Annotated in this window: 15 protein-coding genes and 2 pseudogenes; 10 read left to right on the top strand and 7 right to left on the bottom strand. The window is 54.0% G+C overall.

From position 1 onward, the window contains the following. The first annotated feature begins 208 nt into the window (after nt 1-208). Nucleotides 209-1,804, top strand: a complete 1,596-nt coding sequence (locus ACR3FF_RS20965) for an N-acyl-D-amino-acid deacylase family protein (RefSeq protein ID WP_458190077.1) — start codon at nt 209-211, stop codon at nt 1,802-1,804. Between the two features lie 54 nt (nt 1,805-1,858). Here the strand turns inward: ACR3FF_RS20965 and ACR3FF_RS20960 are convergent, their stop codons facing one another. After that, nucleotides 1,859-2,998, bottom strand: a complete 1,140-nt coding sequence (locus ACR3FF_RS20960; protein ID WP_458190076.1) for an alanine racemase — start codon at nt 2,996-2,998, stop codon at nt 1,859-1,861. Nucleotides 2,999-3,215: 217 nt separating this feature from the next. Between ACR3FF_RS20960 and ACR3FF_RS20955 the strand changes: the two genes are divergently transcribed. After that, the gene (locus tag ACR3FF_RS20955) at nt 3,216-4,736 is read left to right on the top strand and encodes a sodium:solute symporter family protein (protein ID WP_458190075.1); all 1,521 of its coding nucleotides are present in this window, start codon (nt 3,216-3,218) and stop codon (nt 4,734-4,736) included. A gap of 3 nt (nt 4,737-4,739) precedes the next feature. Here ACR3FF_RS20955 and ACR3FF_RS20950 read toward each other — a convergent pair whose 3' ends face one another. Further along, nucleotides 4,740-5,513, bottom strand: coding sequence for a creatininase family protein (locus ACR3FF_RS20950; protein ID WP_458190074.1), 774 nt, complete (start codon nt 5,511-5,513; stop codon nt 4,740-4,742). A gap of 196 nt (nt 5,514-5,709) precedes the next feature. Here ACR3FF_RS20950 and ACR3FF_RS20945 point away from each other — a divergent pair, with 196 nt between their 5' ends. Beyond that, nucleotides 5,710-6,999: an amidohydrolase gene (locus tag ACR3FF_RS20945; protein ID WP_458190073.1), complete on the top strand. Its 1,290-nt coding sequence runs from the start codon at nt 5,710-5,712 to the stop codon at nt 6,997-6,999. Between the two features lie 54 nt (nt 7,000-7,053). Beyond that, nucleotides 7,054-8,424: a CapA family protein gene (locus ACR3FF_RS20940; protein ID WP_458190072.1), complete on the top strand. Its 1,371-nt coding sequence runs from the start codon at nt 7,054-7,056 to the stop codon at nt 8,422-8,424. Nucleotides 8,425-8,639: 215 nt separating this feature from the next. Here ACR3FF_RS20940 and ACR3FF_RS20935 read toward each other — a convergent pair whose 3' ends face one another. The 5 genes and pseudogenes from ACR3FF_RS20935 to ACR3FF_RS20915 all read right to left on the bottom strand — a co-directional run bounded on the left by ACR3FF_RS20935 (nt 8,640) and on the right by ACR3FF_RS20915 (nt 11,572). Next, nucleotides 8,640-8,894 (bottom strand): transposase, encoded by a 255-nt coding sequence (locus tag ACR3FF_RS20935; protein WP_458190071.1) that lies wholly within the window; start codon nt 8,892-8,894, stop codon nt 8,640-8,642. After that, on the bottom strand, nt 8,830-9,018 hold the full coding sequence (locus ACR3FF_RS20930; RefSeq protein ID WP_458190079.1) for a hypothetical protein: 189 nt from the start codon (nt 9,016-9,018) through the stop codon (nt 8,830-8,832). Before ACR3FF_RS20930 ends, ACR3FF_RS20935 begins: the two co-directional genes overlap by 65 nt. 225 nt (nt 9,019-9,243) lie before the next feature. Further along, nucleotides 9,244-9,489: pseudogene (locus tag ACR3FF_RS20925) on the bottom strand (IS6 family transposase); the annotation flags it as partial. An 80-nt stretch (nt 9,490-9,569) separates the two neighbouring features. Beyond that, nucleotides 9,570-10,832, bottom strand: coding sequence for an ArgE/DapE family deacylase (locus ACR3FF_RS20920; protein WP_458190070.1), 1,263 nt, complete (start codon nt 10,830-10,832; stop codon nt 9,570-9,572). Then, nucleotides 10,829-11,572 (bottom strand): SDR family oxidoreductase, encoded by a 744-nt coding sequence (locus tag ACR3FF_RS20915; protein WP_458190069.1) that lies wholly within the window; start codon nt 11,570-11,572, stop codon nt 10,829-10,831. Before ACR3FF_RS20915 ends, ACR3FF_RS20920 begins: the two co-directional genes overlap by 4 nt. Before the next feature lie 160 nt (nt 11,573-11,732). On the opposite strand from ACR3FF_RS20915, the gene ACR3FF_RS20910 reads away from it, so the two are divergent. The 6 genes and pseudogenes from ACR3FF_RS20910 to ACR3FF_RS20885 all read left to right on the top strand — a co-directional run. Continuing rightward, nucleotides 11,733-13,211, top strand: coding sequence for an aldehyde dehydrogenase family protein (locus tag ACR3FF_RS20910; protein ID WP_458190068.1), 1,479 nt, complete (start codon nt 11,733-11,735; stop codon nt 13,209-13,211). 157 nt (nt 13,212-13,368) lie between these two features. Beyond that, on the top strand, nt 13,369-14,547 hold the full coding sequence (locus ACR3FF_RS20905; RefSeq protein ID WP_458190067.1) for a M20 family metallopeptidase: 1,179 nt from the start codon (nt 13,369-13,371) through the stop codon (nt 14,545-14,547). Nucleotides 14,548-14,720: 173 nt separating this feature from the next. Next, nucleotides 14,721-14,903 carry a hypothetical protein gene (locus ACR3FF_RS20900; RefSeq protein ID WP_458190066.1) on the top strand — a complete coding sequence of 61 codons (183 nt, stop codon included), beginning with the start codon at nt 14,721-14,723 and terminating at the stop codon, nt 14,901-14,903. Beyond that, nucleotides 14,896-16,344: a sodium:solute symporter family protein gene (locus tag ACR3FF_RS20895; protein WP_458190065.1), complete on the top strand. Its 1,449-nt coding sequence runs from the start codon at nt 14,896-14,898 to the stop codon at nt 16,342-16,344. The genes ACR3FF_RS20900 and ACR3FF_RS20895 overlap by 8 nt, the downstream gene beginning before the upstream one ends. Before the next feature lie 234 nt (nt 16,345-16,578). Next, nucleotides 16,579-17,901 carry an aminotransferase family protein gene (locus tag ACR3FF_RS20890; protein ID WP_458190078.1) on the top strand — a complete coding sequence of 441 codons (1,323 nt, stop codon included), beginning with the start codon at nt 16,579-16,581 and terminating at the stop codon, nt 17,899-17,901. Next, nucleotides 17,888-18,115, top strand: a pseudogene (locus ACR3FF_RS20885) (aminotransferase class III-fold pyridoxal phosphate-dependent enzyme); the annotation flags it as partial. The gene ACR3FF_RS20890 and the pseudogene ACR3FF_RS20885, both read left to right, overlap by 14 nt. Nucleotides 18,116-18,230 lie beyond the last annotated feature (115 nt).

Here is an 18,230-nt window from a genome sequence, read left to right as displayed (position 1 = left end):
GTAGCCTCATTACGCACCAATCCGGACAGCGGCTGAATCAGGCGACTGATTCAGTCGCCTCATTCTGACTACTACGTGTCAGCAACTGGTCTCTTGAGCCAGAGTGGACAACTAGCGATAGTGTACTGAAGACCAACCACCCCCCACCGCCTGAACTAATGAGTAGGCACTAGCAGTTTTTATTTTGCATTATCCCATGAGAGGGGATATGGCTGCAGAGACTGCTATCAGAAACGCACGCATTATTGATGGCACCGGGGCGCCTTGGTTTAGAGGGACAATCACTATCAAGCACGGAAAGATTGCTGAGATTTATCGTGGAAAAACAGTGCAAACGGACGCCGCGACTGAAATCGATGCAGATGGGATGGCTGTTTGTCCCGGGTTTATCGACACACATACTCATTCCGATCTCCAATTATTTTCAGATCCGACGCTTGCTCCGAAAATCCGCCAGGGAATCACCACGGAAGTTCTGGGCCAGGACGGCTTCTCAATGGCACCGCTCTATGACGTCGATACGGAGGCGTGGGAAACTCATCTCAGCGGTATTGCTGGGCGACTTGATGGAGAGTGGTCGTGGGAGTCACTGGGAGACTACCTCGAAGCAATTGACGACCAAGAAATTGCGCCGAACGTTGCGACGTTGGTAGGACACGGGACAGTTCGATTTAACGTCCTCGGCTTTAGCGATACGGCACCAACCGAGGACGATATTAGCCAGATGGCAGAGCTCGTCACAGAGGCGTTAGAAGCAGGTGCAGTTGGATTCTCGACGGGACTTGTCTACACACCCGCTCGCTACGCAGATACTGCTGAAGTGAGAGAATTGGCCGCTCAACTTGCACCGTACGGCCGACCGTTCGTCGCCCATATCAGAAACGAACGTCGTCAAATTTGGGAGGCGCTTGACGAATTTATCGATATTGGAGCCGATACTGGTGTGCCGCTCCATCTCTCCCATTTCAAACTCGCCGGGCCGGACCAACAAGGGAAGGTACATCGTGCTGTAAGCATCTTCGAGGCAGCGCGGGAGCGAGACGTTGACCTGACGGTTGAACAGTATCCCTATACGGCGGGCAGCACAACACTCACAAATGTCCTACCGCCGTGGGTTCAAGCAGAGGGACCAGAGCAGATGCTCTCGTATTTACGAGATGATGATACCCGCGAGAAGATTCGGCGTGATATCTCTGAGTGGCGAATCGACGGTTGGGAAAACCGGGGTGCATACACGGGATGGGAGAACATCGAAGTCACGAACGTTGCGTCCGAGGGTAATCAGTCAGTCGAAGGGAAGAGCATCGCAACGATCGCTACGGAGCGCGATACAGATCCTGTCGCAGTTGTGTGTGACCTTCTCATCGAAGAAGAACTCGAAGTTGGAATGCTGTTACACCAACTGACGGAATCCGATGTTCGAGACGTTCTCGCCAACGAGCGAGTAAACGTTGCAACAGATGGATTATTCGGGGGCCGACCGCATCCTCGGGTGTTCGGAACGTATCCGAAGATTCTCAGTCGGTATGTTCGCGAAGCGAATATCCTCACGCTTGAGGAGGCCATTCGGAAAATGACGTCCTTGCCCGCACGTGCGATGGGTCTTGAGACGAAAGGTATACTTCGGCCGGGGCTGGACGCCGATCTCGTCGTCTTTGACCCTGCCACAATCGATACAAATGCGACGTACGATTCTCCACAGCAGTTCCCCACGGGAATTCATCATGTGATGGTAAACGGCTCCTTCGTAGTTCGCGACTCCGTTGTGACTGACGCTCGCCCTGGCGAAGCACTTACAAAATGATCACGAAGCAGTATTCGCAATAAGAGGTGTCAAAATATACTTATTTTCTTTACGTTACTTTACTTTGCCACGGGCTTGAACGTCCCAGAGTTCTTCGACGCGATCGTTTCGAACGCCGATAATGGTGTCGTGGAGATTGATCGTGGCACATACATGAGGGACGATGAATTCGATTCGATCGCCGACATTGACTGATTCCTCACTCTCACTGATATCGAGCCATCCGTGTTCTTCAGATGCGTTCACGTATTCAATATCGTCGCGGTACTTGGGCACGGGAAGTTGCGGTTTATCCATCGAGAGTGTCTTACTGCCAGCGTCAACGACGGCTCGATCCTCCGTCGGTTTCGAGATGACGGTCGAGACCACGGTCGCCGCACAATCTAATTTCCCAACATCGAACGGTCTGTGTTCGAGCTCGCCGACATCCATGAATGGATACATTCCGGGGTTGATCTCCGTCACGACGGGGTGTTTGCCGCTGTATTTCGAGGTCGCCGTCCCGCCCACTTTTACTTCCTTGACGGAGATTCCCTCCGATTCGAGGAGTTCAACCGTCTCCTGCGTTCGGTCCATGGCTTCGGTGCAGTACTCTTTGTACTCGGCACGGGTTTCAGCCTTCGATTTGACGTGCGCCTCGTACGCAAGAAGGCCGCGGAAGTTCAGGTTCGACTGCTCCTGGATGAGCTGCGCCATCTGAACCGCCGGTTGCCCTAAGGAAACTCCCGTTCGATGCAAGCCGACATCAACCTCGAGAATTACGTCGATGGTCACGCCATGATCGGCAGTGACAGTCTGGAGTGGTGTGATATTTCCTGCCCCGTCGACCGTCGTCACAAACCGGTCGAGTTTTTGGGCCAGCCAAACGAGGCGTTCGAGCTTCTGCTGTCCGACGACTTGGTAGGAAAGGTAGATATCGTTGATCCCGTTCTTTGCCATGACCTCAACCTCACCGAGTGTCTGGCAGACAATCCCGCCACCATCACTGTACTCGTTCTGGAGGTGTGCAATCTCTGCGTTTTTGTGTGTTTTAATGTGCGACCGGAGTTGGACGTCGTTCTCGGTCGCGAACGAGACGTAGTCCTGGATGTTCGCCTCCATCGTGTCGAGATCAACCAAGAGTGTAGGTGTCTCCACCTCATCTACTGACGCATTAAGTGATGGCTTCTGTTCTGCCATCGTTGAAACGGGCATAGATGCGATTCAAGTAGTGACTGTAAAAGTCTTTGCTACACCCCAATAGCATGCCGTTATTTAGAAATCGAATAGCCAACTAATCATGGCACTCAATACCGTTTTAGTCATTTATTTCCTAAATAATCAAATTTAATAATGTAATAGCAATTTATTTACCAGCATCATTGTATGGTATCCGAATCTATTTACTCACTCCACATAGGATACAGGTGACATGGCACGGGAACTCATAGCAGGGATTGTATTAATGTATGTAATCGGAATGCTCGGGGTCGGATACTTCTTCCATCGGAAAGGGATGAAGGACTTGAAGGACTACTTCCTCGCCGGGAAAGGCGCGCCGTGGTACCTCGTTGCGCTGTCATTCTTCGCTACGGCGATCGGTGCCGGTGGAACAATTGGTCTTTCAGAATCAACCTTCACCGCCCAGAGTATCACTGCGTTTTGGAGTTACGGAATCGCCCTCGCGAGTTTCTTCGTCGTTGCCATCCTGCTCGGACACAAACTCCCGAGCACGAACAACATCACAATTCCGTCGATGCTTGAGGATCGGTACGACGAGAAAACGCGTATTGCGGCCGTCCCCTTCTATCTCCTCCGATTCATCAGCACGCTTGGCGCTCAGTGGTTGGCAGCTGGGACGATCATCAGCTTTCTGCTCGGTGATATAATCACCGTTACCCAAGCCGCGATACTCGGCGCGCTCATCATCACGGCCTACACTGTGATGGGCGGCATGTCCGCGGTGATGTGGACCGACTTCATCCAAGGGATAATCCTGTTCGTTGGTCTCTGGATACTCACCGTCATGGCCATCTTTGAATTCGGCGGCTTCTCGGCCATGACGACCGAGGTGACGAGCGTCGCTCCGCAAGCGTTCGATCTCTTTGCGATGGAGTGGACGCTCATCGCGGGCTACATCGTGACCCTCGTTCCGACGATGCTCGTCCGTCAAGGCTACCTCCAGCGTATCATGTCCGCCCGCAGTGACCGGGATGGATTCGTCGGCACGACGTTGAATGGCATCATCGGATTCGCGTACATTCCGATTCCGCTTCTCATCGGCGCAATGGGGCTCGTGATGTACTCCAACATCAACAACCCTAAGCTAATCATGCCACAGATGGCAATGGATATCCTTCCAGCTTGGCTCGCAGGCCTCATCCTCGCTGCCTTGGCAGCAGCTGTGATGAGCAGTGGTGACAGCTTCCTCCTGTCGGGCTCGTCCAACATCGTCGACGACATTTACCTTCGGTACCTCAATCCGACCGCGAGCAACGAACAACAGCAGAAGGTGTCACGGATTACAGTCATCGGCCTCATGGTGTTCTCGCTCGTCCTCGCACTGATCGTGCCGGGAATCATCGACCTCATCGTCTTCGGGGCTGTCGCCCTAACCGGCGGCGTGCTGGTTCCATGGTTGGCCGTTTTCTACTGGCCACGTGGGACGTCAGATGCCGCTTTCTGGAGCCTCGTCGTCGGTGCGGGAATGACCGTCGCGTGGTGGTGGGCAGGATACTTCGCCGATACCGCCGAGTTCATGGGTCTCCACCCGGTCTTCGTCGGGCTTCCGCTTTCGATCATCTTGTTCTTCGCGATTTCGCTCGCGCAAGAACCGGAGTATGAGAAGGTGTTAGAAACCGCCCGCAAACACAATCTTGAGTCGCTGGAAAAGCGCACCCGCAACGCGATGGACGAACATCGTGGTGAGCCAGGAACCGTCGCGGACGACTAATTGCTATTTGGATTCACTGTTTTGTGCGTGGATTTCACGGAGAAGTTCCCCGAGTTCCCGTTCTAACCGATCGAAGAACCGTTGGCCTTTGTCCGCTGATGCGAGTTCGGGTGCGCCGATCGCTCCTGAGTGACTATACTCGTCGAACGTCCTGTACACGGACAGCGGTCCGTCGGCAAAGAGGTCTTGGCGGCCATGTTTGTAGGGCTCGTCGCGGCGAGTTCCTTCTACCCGGTCTTCGTGGACGAGGTCTGGATGAAGGTGGAGCATGAGAGACGTTTCGAATTCGCCACCGTGCGAAATACCGCCGACGTCGCTCTCGCGTACCCCCGCAACGACCTCGTTGGCCAGGTGAAAGTACGTCAGACCGAGAACCTCGCGATCAGGATGGTCGTCACCGACTTCACTCACTGCATCAGCTATCACCGACATATTTCCGCCATGGCCGTTCAGAAACAGCAACGCGTCGAAATCGTTCTCAAACGCCGTCTCCGCGACCTCCGAGAGCACATTAAGCAAGGTCGTCGTGTCCAGTGACACCGTGCCGCCGAAGGGAAGATGGTGTGGCGAACGGCCGGACCAGATGGTCGGCGTAACGAGGACGGGGAGAGATTTGTGGACGTGTTCAGCGCCAGCATGAGCAACGGCTTCGACGAGGAGTGTATCTGTCGCAACCGGGAGATGGTAACCGTGTTGTTCAAGGCTCCCAACGGGAACAATCAGTACTGACCCGTCCTCTGCAGCGGTGTCTACGATTTCTGCATATGGTTTTGACATCCATGCGACTGGCGAGGCGTTGTGTGAGGCGTTCACAGACGACAGTACTTCTGCAAGCAATCAAAAACCCGATGGTGAGTACGTTAGAATAGGCCCACAGCCTTGCTCTTCAGGGTGGCGAGGATGCCAACAAGAGCAGCCCACGTATGTTACCTATTGGCGAGCGTTTATTGGCGACAATCGGTATATGCTCTCTATGGCCACGATAAGTGAGCTTTCGTTATCGGAGCTCCGACGCGACCTCCACAAGTATCCTGAAGCGGGCTGGAAGGAGTTTCGCACGACGTCACTCATTGCTGAAGAACTCGATGAGCGAGGGTATACTGTCCATCTAGGTGCTGATGCAATCGACACTGATGAGCGCCTTGGTGTCCCCACTGACGACGAAATTGAACGCGCTCGTGACCGAGCCCGAGATGAGGGGGCACCCGAGTCATACCTCGACCAGATGGGTTCGGTCACTGGCCTCATCGCTGAGAAGACATTCGGTGAGGAAAGCGGCCCAGTTGTCGGCGTTCGCGTCGATATGGATGCGCTTGAGATGACCGAATCGAGCGATGCAGAGCATCGGCCTGCAGTGGAGGGGTTTGCAAGTTGCCATCCAAACGAAATGCATGCCTGTGGGCACGACGGCCACACGGCAATCGGCGTGGGAATCGCACGAAACCTCGATGTCACAGACGACTTCATCGGGATGATCAAACTCTTCTTCCAACCAGCCGAGGAGGGTGGACGTGGCGGACTTCCGATGAGTAAAACGGCGCACCTCACCGACATCGATCACTTCATCGCGCTCCATCTCGGCTTGGACAATGAAACGGGGAAGATAATTGCGGGGTACGAGCGGCCACTTTCCAATGCGAAGATCGATGTCGAGTTCCATGGTGAATCGGCGCATGCTGGGAAGGCACCGAACGAAGGTCGGAACGCACTCCAAGCAGCGACGACAACGATTCAGAATCTCTATGCGATTCCACGACACGAGGGAGGTGCGACCCGTATCAACGTCGGCCAAGTGCACTCACCGAACGCACAGAACGTGATTGCTGACCATGCCCAGATGCGAGTCGAAGTCCGTGGCGAAGCGGCTGACCTCAATGAATACATGCTCGACACTGCAAACCGGGTGATAGAGCACGCTGCTGGGATGCATGCTGTCAAGTATGATACCAACCTCTACGGCAAGACGACGACGTTCGAAGCGGATACTGAGTTGGTGACAGCAGTTGCCGACGCCGCTCACTCCCTTGAGACCGTAACGAACGTCGTCGAACGGGAACCGATCGGCGCGAGCGAAGACGCCTCGTACCTGATTGAACGCGTTCAAGCAGAGGGCGGACAGGCGACGTACATTGGAGTCGGTGCCAGCAATCCATCCGGCCACCACACATCCCGATTCGATATCGACGAGGATGCACTCGACATCGGTGTGGACGTCGTCATCGAGACGCTCAAGCAGCTTTCTCTGACACACTCGCAGCAATGATGGTAGAACGAACTTCTGAGCACCACTCTCGAACCCCCTCGATTGACGAACCCTATGTACGGAACTGAAGGCCAGAATCTCACGCTCGCGGCTGTTGGAGACGCCCTCGTTACGCGGAAATTCTCCATGTACGAGGACCCCCAATTCCGAGCGCTGATCGATGAGATTCGAGGTGCAGATGTATCGTTCGCAAATCTCGAAGTCCTGCTTCACGACTATGAGGAGGGTTATCCGGCGTCTCAGAGCGGTGGGACGTACATGCGGGCTCCACCGTGGATTGCCGACGAACTTGAGTGGGCTGGGTTTGATCTCTTCGCGGCAGCAACAAACCACGTGGGCGACTTCTCACACGGTGGGATGATAGCCACGATGGAGGCACTTGAGGAACGCAACCTCGCCTACACGGGTCTTGGCCGAAATCTCGCGAGCGCACGAGCACCCACGTTTATCGATACCCCAGCGGGACGAGTTGCGTTGATTGCTGCCTGTACGACAGTCACCCCCGGGAGTATCGCTGGACAGCAACGGCCAGATATGCACGGACGGCCGGGGCTGTCGCCACTTCGGTTGGAAACCCGGTATACGGTCCCGGAGTCTGTCTCTGAGTCCCTTAGAGACCTCAGCCAAAAGCTTGGATTAGAGGCTGCCAAAGAACGCAGAGAACGGCTTGGCTTCCCAGTTCCTGGCGAGGATACTGATGAATTCACGCTCATGAATGTTGGCGGAGAGACTGACATTGAGTTCGATATCGGTGATGAATACGGGATTAATCGTGCGGTGAACGAAGACGACGCGGCGGCAATCCACCGCCAAATCGCCGCTGCACGCAAACAGGCGGACTGGGTCATCGTTAGCCTCCACGCTCACGAAGGAGCGGGTGCCTTCTTCAACGATGATTCGGTTCCCGAGTTCCTTGAGTCATTCGCCCATGACTGCATCGACACTGGTGCAGATACATTCGTTGGGCATGGGCCACACGTACTCCGTGGGATCGAAATCTACGATGATGCACCGATCTTCTATAGCCTTGGCAATTTCTTTATGCAGAACGAAACAGTGACACGACTTCCGGCCGAGATTTACGGCCGATATGATCTTGACCCCGCGAAATCGCTACCTGCCGACTTATTCGATAAACGAGTTCAAGATGCGGACGACAACCAAATCGGGTTCCTCTCAAAGCAGTCGTTTTGGGAGTCCGTCCTCCCCGTTTGTGACTTCGAGGATGGGCAACTAGCGACGGTCCGCCTGTATCCGCTGGATCTTGGCTATGAAGAACCACGTCCCCGACGTGGACGACCGGTCATAGCCGGCGGTGACACCGCAGATCGAATTCTTGCGTCGCTACGTGACCTCTCGGAACCGTATGGAACAACAATCGAATCGCATGATGGGTACGGTGAGATAGCCGTGAACACATCCTAATTCAGTATCGACTTGCACAGTAGTCTTTGACGATTTTTCTTCTTTTTCTGAGAATTGCGTCTATATTGCCGGAATACGATAGAGAGTTATGCCTCATGTACTTCCTCTCCGGAGCCCGTTCCATCGTCAACTGAGACAAGCTCGTAGGTCTCGTAGTATCTTTGACCATCTTTCTCGACAATTAAGATGGCCGCTGTTAGATAGCCTATTAGTGATTAGGACGAATCTTTACCAGTAAGATACGGCCAGATGTTTGGTTCGTTGATCGCGCTCAGTCCTCGTGGGATGTAGTCTTTCAGCGTCGAAAGATCTGGAATGAGTCGATATTTGAACCATTCTTGGAGTTGGTCCCAGCACCCTTCGACGGCGTTCAATTCGGGGAGCTTCGACGGAAAGTACCAGACTTCAATGATCGTCGCCGCGCACGCACGAGACCGAACTGTCGGAGACAGTTTCGGTCTCGCGCTCACCGCTGACGTGCTCCCAGAGATCCTTCGCGTAGAAGTAGCCCGCTCGATCCAGAAACACCACTAACTCTTCACCGAACTTGTCGGTCAATGCCTCTAACAGCCGAATCCCGTGGAATCGGGTCAAGTTCTCTTCTGTCCAGCAGAAGAAGCTGTCACCGACTTCCAGGACGTTGCAGTTTCTATCGTCGGGTTCGAACCGATCGGGTACCAGACACGCCGCTGGACGTTTCCGACGTGCTTTGTGAATTGATCGACGACAACGACGGTTTTCTCGCTTAGTTCGGGTCGTTTTTTCGACTGTTTCTTGGAACTCGGCTTTCTCCTGGGGGTCAGCCTCGTGGTGTTGAGGCCGGGCTGTCCGCGCCGACGGCGGGTCGGAAACGCTGTCAGCCAGCCGATGGACCCACTGAAAAACCGCTTGATGCGAGCGTTTTACGCCGAATAATCGAAGAATTTCTTTTGTTTCTCTGAGCGAACAACCGGTTGCGTGGAGGCGGACGGCGAACGCCCTGACGGGCGTTGCCGTCCGCTCATTCTCCCAACATTCAAGATTCGTCGTCTCTAACGTTTCACTGAGCAGTTCTTGGTTGAACATGAACACCAAAACCACGGAACTGCTCGCTTCTTAAACTGGCCTAACTAGACAGTGCCAACTCATACGATAGTACAGTGATATTACTCTCCAAATTCAGCTGTAGTTAGCAGGTCTGCCGTCGAGACAGCCATTACTTTTGCGGCAGTCAGAACTTCATCGACAGGCACGTACTCGTCTTCCACATGAGCCTGTTCTAACAACCCTGGTCCGTAGACGATACATTCTTTGATACTGGCATCATTGACGACGAACCGTTGGTCGTCCGATCCCGGTGAAACGACAAACTCTGCCTCACCATGGAACGGTTTGATGTTTCGGGCAAAGGTTTGGCTCACCCGACACTCTCGAGAGACGCTGGTCGGTTCCGCGAACATGATTTCGTTATAGTCGAGGGAAGCATCGACGGCATCTTCAGTCGCTTTCATCAGTTGGGTGATCTCCGTTCGAGCATCCTCGACGGACTCCCCTGGAACGAGTACTCGGTAGAACGTAGCAACGCATCGGTCGGGAACGACATTTTCGGAATAGCCTGAATCCATCATCGTCACAGAAATATCCGCCCGACGAGATGCGTCGGGAATGACTGGAAGGTCGGTCGTTCGGCTATGTAACTCAGTTCGATATTCGTCGATGCGTGAGAGAAAGTCATTCATCGCCGAAATGGCGTTCTGGCCATTGTGTGCCATACACCCATGTGCCTTTTGTCCATGGGTATGAACTCTGAATTTCAATACACCACGGTGTCCGAGGCATATTCGAGAGGAGTCAAAACACTCGGTATAGACGCAGTAATCGGTATTGTTGAGATATCCTTCCCGAACGAGATACCCGAGTCCGGTGAACCCACCCGTCTCCTCATCAATAGTCATACTCTGCGTAATAGAACCACCGAGGTCGATTCCAACCGCTTCCAACGCATCGATCGCCAATAGGCTGGCTGCGATTCCGGATTTCATGTCGCTGGCTCCACGCCCGTACAAACGTCCGTCCTCTACGGTCGGCGCAAACGCTTCTCGAGTCCAATCTTCCCCGGCAGGAACGACATCGAAGTGGCCCGTAAAGTGAACGTTCGGGCCGTCGCCGAACTCCTTGTGGCCGAGGACGTTCACTCGCTCGAAACCGGTTCGATCGGGGTAATGGCGCGCCACCACATCGTCGGGAACCTCGACATATTCGACATCATACCCACGTTTTGAAAGGGCTTCGTCGAGGAACGTCGCCCCTTCATGGTAGTTACGACCCGGTGGGTTTTCGGTTTGAATCTGGAGAAACGAAGAGAGAAACGAAACGATTTCGTCGCGTCGCTCATCAACTGCCTCGAACACGGCCTGTCTCGTCGTCATATATCCCTTCCCCCATCGACTTCGAGTGCAGTTCCAGTGATCATTCCAGCATCGTCACTGGCGAGGAACGTGGCTGCTGAAGCGACATCCTTCGGGGTGGCAAGACGGCCAAGTGGAATCGTCTCCTGCATCCCCTCGACGCTGAGATCATCTCCCGCGAATTGGGAGAGCATCGGTGTGTCCGTTGCGACGGGACAAATAGCATTGACACGTATCGACGGGGCGAGTTCGTACGCGAGCTGTTTCGTCAGTGCAACCATCCCACCTTTCGATGCGACGTACGCCGAGAGGCCGGTTCGTGGTCGAATCGCCGCAGTGGAGGCGGTATTGAGAATAACGCCTCCGTCCTCACGAAGATACGGAACCGAGTATTTGACACCGAGAAACGCACTCTTCAGATTGACGTCCACGATCCTATCCCAGTTCGTTTCAGTAACGTCTTCGACAGGGGTTGCACGCTGGGGAATCCCCGCATTGTTGTGAAGGACATCGAGACCACCGAATTCGTCGACGGTTCGCTCGATCATCATTTCGACCTCGTCCGCAGACGAAACATCGGCTTCGAGGGAAAGCGCGGAACCTCCGTCACGCTCGATTTCTGCGGTGGTCTCAGATGCGGCCTCCGCGTCGATATCTACACACGCTACCATCGCACTGTGTGCCGCGAACCGCCGGGCTACTGCCCGTCCCATACCGGAACCAGCACCGGTTACGATCACCGATTTTTCCGAAAGGTCCATATTAATTTTCTCATATGAATCGCTATCAAACTTCGGGTCAGAATTAGCATGGTTTCGTCCGCTTTCTTAGCGATCGCCCGAGAATACGAATATTATTTGTATTATAGTTCGTATTTGAATTACGCCAAAGAATTATCGTTACTCTGAATCCATACGGACTATGGACCGACCGACAGTTCCGATCAAACAGCGGTATACGCTCCACATCGACGGCGAACAGACACCACCGACTACGAACGAGTATATCCGATCGATCGATCCCGCAACGGGTGACGAGTTCACCGAAATCGCGGTCGGTGGCGAGGAGGACGTTGACCGTGCAGTGTCCGCAGCCCGCGATGCATTCGATTCGTGGCAGGACGTTCCGCCGGACGAACGCGGTCGCCTTGTCCACCACATCGGAGAACTCATCAAGGAGAACTCCGAGGAGTTGGCGGCCATCGAGAGCAAGGATCAAGGAAAGCCACTTTCGCAGGCACGAAGCGACATGCGCGGGGCGTGGCGTTACTTCGAGTACTACTCGGGAGCCGCCGACAAACTCGAAGGGCGAAGCGTACCGGTCGGTCCCGATCAAATAGATTACACGTTCCGCGAACCGTACGGTGTGAGCGCACAGATCACACCGTGGAATTTCCCCGGAAACCTGTTCGCTCGTGGTGTCGCACCGGCACTGGTCACCGGTAATACCGTCGTCGTCAAACCAGCCCCTCAGACCTCGCTTTCGACGCTCCGCTTGGCAGGACTCTGTTCGGAGGCCGGACTCTCAAGCGGAGTCGTCAACGTCGTCACCGGGACAGGCACCGCGACTGGTGAGCCACTCGTCTCACATCCCGGGGTAGATACGATCACGTTCACGGGAAGTATTTCGACTGGTCGGCGTATCATGAAGCAGGCGGCCGAGACTATCACACCGGTCACGCTCGAACTTGGCGGAAAGAATCCGGCACTTGTTTTTCCTGACGCTGACCTCGATCGCACTGCAACCGCCATCGCGACCGCGATTTTTACGAATGCAGGGCAGGTTTGTTCGGCCGCTGACCGTCTCCTCGTCCACGAAGACGTCCACGACCGACTCGTCGACCGTATCGTTAAAATCGCGACCGGGTACGATATCGGGCCGGGATGGAACGACCCGGATATCGGACCGCTTGCATCAGCAGAACATCGTGACCGAGTGATGGACTACGTTTCGACTGGCAAGGGAGAAGGTGCGACACTCGCAACCGGTGGTTCAGCCCTCGATCGAGCTGGCTATTTTATCGAACCCACCATTTTCACGGACGTAACGAATGGGATGCAAATCGCTCGAGAGGAAATATTCGGTCCCGTTCTCGCAGTTCTCTCTTTTTCAGATGAAAGTGAAGCGCTGGCGATAGCGAACGACACTGAATACGGTCTGACTGCCGGTATTTTTACGAGCGATATCACGCGTGCCCACCGTCTCTCCGGACAATTGGAGGCCGGGAACGTCTACATGAACAAATGGTTCGGGGACACGACACAAACGCCGTTCGGTGGCTACAAACACAGTGGTATCGGCCGAGAAAAAGGATTGGAGGCACTCGACTCGTACCTTCAGACGAAGAACGTCGCGATCGATATCGGTCAGGATCTTGCTGGGGATCTCCCCGGTTCGTAGGGTGGCATGCACGAACGTTTTCAGCCACGTATTCTAAGAGCTGGACTGTTTTCAACGCGATTACTCGTTCTGAAATTATGTTCTTCGATACTGGCTATTCCAAATTATTTCTTCCCCAATCCGAATTCTTTTTATGGATGATTGAGTACGAATGCGTATGGAGAACATGGAACACGAACAGACACTGACGACATTGATCACGAATCTGGTTCAGATCGAGACGGAAAATCCACCGGGGAACGAGAAGGCATGCTCGGAGTATATCGTCGAGTGGTTCGAACAACGGGACATCGATGCGGAATTGATCGATGATCCCTACGCTGACCGGCCGCAAGTCGGCGTTCGAGTCGGAGAGGGTGAACCGACATTGGTACTGAACGGCCATATCGACGTCGTACCGGCGGGCGATTTGGAACAGTGGACGCGCGACCCCTACGGGGGAACGAAAGTGGAAGGCTACCTCTACGGTCGTGGTAGCGTCGACATGAAAACCGGGGTTGCCATTGGAATGTTGACGACGGCTCGGCTCGCAGAGGAAATCGAATCGGGTGAGCTTCCGGGATCGATCGTCTTCCAGGCTGCGATCGGTGAGGAAACCGCAGAACCAGGGACAAAGACATTGCTGAAACAGGGGTATGACGGTGATTACGGTGTCGTTCTCGAGCCGACCGGAATGCGCACGGCAACGAGCGAAAAGGGGCTTGCTTGGTACGAAATCACCGTTTCGGGCGAACCGTCTCATGCGAGCCGTCCCGATCAGGGGAAAAACGCCATTCGATACGCACAGCCGGTGCTTGAGGCACTGGACGACTACGATGCTGCCGTCAGGGAACGAACGGACGAACTCGTCGGACAGGCGTATTCGACGGTGACGATGTTCGAAGCGGGCACGAAGGAGAACGTGGTCCCTGAAGCATCTACGATTACGATCGATCGGCGGTTTTTACCCGATGAGGACGTTGCGGATATCGATAGGGAAATCGACGAGTTGCTAAAGGCGGTCGCTGAAGAATACAGGGTAGAAATAAGCTGGAAACGCACCCGGACTTATGAATCGGCAGCCATCGATGCAGACAGTCCACTCGCAGAGGTAATCCGGCGCCACTCCGCTGCAGTCGCGGACGTACAGATTGATCCGTGGGGAGTGAGTGCGTCAACAGACGTTCGCAATTTCGTGAACGATGCCGGTATCGAAGCCGTCACATGGGGGCCAGGCGATATCTCGCAGGCACATACATACGACGAGCGTATCGATCTCTCGACGGCGGCAGATGGGTTGGAGGCACTTCTCGGGGCATCGAGGGAGATCCTCTCCAAGAATATCGAAGTCAAATAGCACTACCGGTCGCTCTGACGACGGCTGGATGGTTCATCGCACCGTGAAACATTCTATTTCAATTATTCTTAAAATATTTATAAATTAAAATAATAATAGATGTATTATAAATATATCATGGTATTAACCGATGGGTTTATAATTGTAAATGCGGCAGTATACAGCATAGAAACATGACAATCATTGGCATGCCAACCGAAATGTTCCTCGTCTTCGTCGCGACGATTCTCGCGGGCAGTCTCGGGGCGATACATTATGTAGTCGTCCACGTCGCGCTCGGAAAGCCGGTCGGAGAGAACACCCAAAATGAGAAAATGGAACCCCGAGTCACTGACGGAGGGCGAAACGATGGCTGATGTCAACCCGTTTTATTTAGGCGCTTTCGTCGTTTACCTCCTCATCGTCCTCGGTATCGGCGTCTGGGGATATAAGAAAACGACGGACGTAATGGATTTCTGGGTGTTCGGGCAAAGTATGGGGCCGACGTTAGCGACCTGGTCGCTCGTTGCTAACTTTGTCAGTGCGGTCAGTGTCATCGGTTTCATTGGTGCTGTCTACGGCGGTGGCTACTCGCTTATGACCGGCGTGATTTTGGGATTGATGCTCGGTGTGAGCGGTCTCTACTTTGTCGTTGGGAGGGTCAGAACCCTCAACCACCTCACGCTTCCTGATATCATCGCTGATTTGACTGGACGAGAAGCGGCACGTCCGATAGCGGGTGTTGTCCTACTTGCGAATGGTTGGCTGTACCTTATCATGCAACTCGTCGGTGCGAGCCTCCTCGTCACGACGATCACTGGCGTTCCGTACGAATACATGGTCTGGGTCATCGGGGTCGTTTTCATCACATACACTGTGCTCGGTGGACTTGTCAGCGTGGCGTGGACCGATCTCCTGCAAGGAACGATCATGGTCGCGGCAGTGCTGTTTGCACTCGGCTACATGATACTCGACTTGGGAGGATTCGCCGCAATCAATACCGAGTTCGCGGCAATGAACTCCGCAAACGTTGCACCGCTTGGTGCTGGCGCGTATACAGTTATCGGCGTTGTCGCGTCCATCGTGGCCTTCTTCGGAACCATCTTCACCGAGCAGAACATGATCGTGCGTATCGCCGCAACGAAGGACGTCCGAACGGCGAAAATTCATCTTGCGGCATCCGGAGTCATCCTCTCAGTGTTTTATTCGGCGCTTGTCCTGCTCGGCGGGGCAACCACCGTTGCGCTTGAGAACGCAGGGATTGCGATCGATAACGTCGATAATGCCTTTCCAACCCTGATAACCGAATACGTTCCCACATCGATCGGAATCGTCATTATCCTCGCCGTTATGAGTGCAATTCTTTCGACGACAGATACACGTCTCCATTCAACCGGGATCACTACGGCGCGCGATATCTACAGCTACTTCAGACCAGAAGCATCGGATGAATCGCAGCTTCGCGTCTCGCGAGCCGCCACTGTCGTTTTCGGGATTACCGCGACAGCGGCCGCGGTCAATCCACCGGGCACCATCATCGAGCTCTACAACCTTCGAGCGATCCTGTTGACGAGCGCGTTCCTCATCCCGGTCTATGCTGCTCTGTACCTGTCCAACGTGAACGGATGGGCTGTGCTCGCATCGATCGTCGCCGGCGTCGTTTTAGGGCTTGGGACCGATATCACCGGAGGATTGTTTGGCATCCCTTCGACCTTTATTGGGGTCGGCTCTGCTATTGTCGTATTGCTACTTGGATACTACCTCCTTCCAAAACAGGGTGGGGAAAAGAACCGTGGATACGCAACGAGCGGTGATTGATCGCATATATGCCGAATGATCCGATGAATAAGGGATTCCGGCTGCGGTCGAAGAACTAGAAAATCGGGAGTCTCTCTTTTTTAAATACATCCGTATCGGTGTCGAAATCGTATCCAACAGGGTGGTTGCGAATCGTTATTTTAGGCACTATTTATAAAATTATAAATCTGTTCCTTAGCGATTTTGAATAACGTTCAAACGAGCGTTTATTATGTGGGAGAAATATTATCGTGTATGTCTCGGCAACAGCCCGTTGGAGAGGCTGCAGCATCGATCCCTCACTGGTACAATCCGGATTCTAATCCAGTAAATCTAGCCGAAGGTGACGGTATCTCGGTTTGGGACACCGATGGAAACGAATATCTCGACTTTTGCTCGCAGCTGTATTGCACGAACCTCGGTCATAGTAACGGGCAGGTGATTGAGGCAATGGACGAACAAGCGCGTAAGATTCCGTACGTTTCATCTGCAAAGCGTACCCCTATCCGCGAAACGCTTGCAAACCAGCTCGCCAAAATCGCACCGACTAATCTTTCACACACTTTCTTTTCGATTTCCGGAAGCGAGGCCAACGAGATTGCCGTCCAACTCGCTCGTGAACATCAAGACGCTCCGACAGTGCTCACTCGATGGCGCTCCTATCACGGAGGCACGTATGGAGCGGGCGCCCTAACGGGAGATCCCGAGACACGCGCAACGATTGAGCGTCATGCAGCGACATCCGGAGCGGCGAAATTCCTTCCACCGATTCCGAAGGCGTTTGCTACCGATGACCCAGAGGAGCTAGCGCGACGAGCGGGTGAACACCTCGAATTCGTGATTCGAAATGAAGATCCGGATTCGATCGCGGCGATACTGATGGAACCGGTCGCTGGAACGAGCGGCGCATTCCCGGCCCCATCTGGATATTTCGACCACGTCAGAGATCTTTGTGACGAATACGATATTCTGCTCATCGCCGACGAGGTTATCACCGGATTCGGTCGGTGTGGAGAATGGTTTGGAATTCAGACTGAGGATGTGAAACCCGACATAATCACGTTCGCGAAAGGGGTCACGAGCGCCTATGCCCCGCTGGCCGGGGTCATCGTGCCTCCTGAATTAGCCTCGTTTGTCCGATCGAACGGCTTCGATATCGGACAAACCTTCGGTGGACATCCAGTTAGCTGTGCTGCAGGCTCTGCCGCATTCGACGCGTATTCTGATGGCGTTATCGAGAACGTCGCAAATCGAGAAGTGACTCTTCAATCGGGACTCCAGGAGCTGGCGGTGAATCACGATGTAGTGGCAGACGTTCGCGGCCGAGGATTCCTCTGGGGAGTCGAATTTGCGGATCCGACGACGGACAATGCCTTCCACGATCCACGCGTGGACGATGGTGAAAATCCGGTTACTGACGTGATTAGCGAATCACGTGATCGAGGCGTGCTATTTGGCGGTGGCCGTCCGGGATTCCAGATCATCATCTCACCACCGCTCATCGCGAACGAGGCTGAACTCGAACGGGCGATAACTATCCTCGACGAATCGATAGCGTCAGTATTTGAAGACAAGTAGATTCACGGGACGAGTAAAAGGTGAGTATGTTTTCGGGACATGGTCGTTCCAAAAAGAAGTCAGCCCGACTCAGATTACTGAGGCGGAAGGCGTCAGGTTCACGGACGCTGATGGCAACGAGTATATCGACTTTTCAAGCCAGCTCATGTGCTCCAATCTGGGTCACTCTGCCGAGAAAGTTGAAGAAGCGGTCTCCAAGCAGGTCCAAGAAGCATTCGTATTCGGTTAAGAGGCTAAATCGCAAGCCGACGGCTACCTGAACTCGTAGAGCGAAGGGGAGGTTGTATGAGACTCTCCCCGGATGCAATTACATCGCTGCTGACTTCGCT

This window comes from Haladaptatus ordinarius, assembly GCF_054177595.1.
The sequence above is the reverse complement of the archived record's forward strand: the minus strand, read 5'-3'. Positions and strand labels throughout refer to the sequence as shown.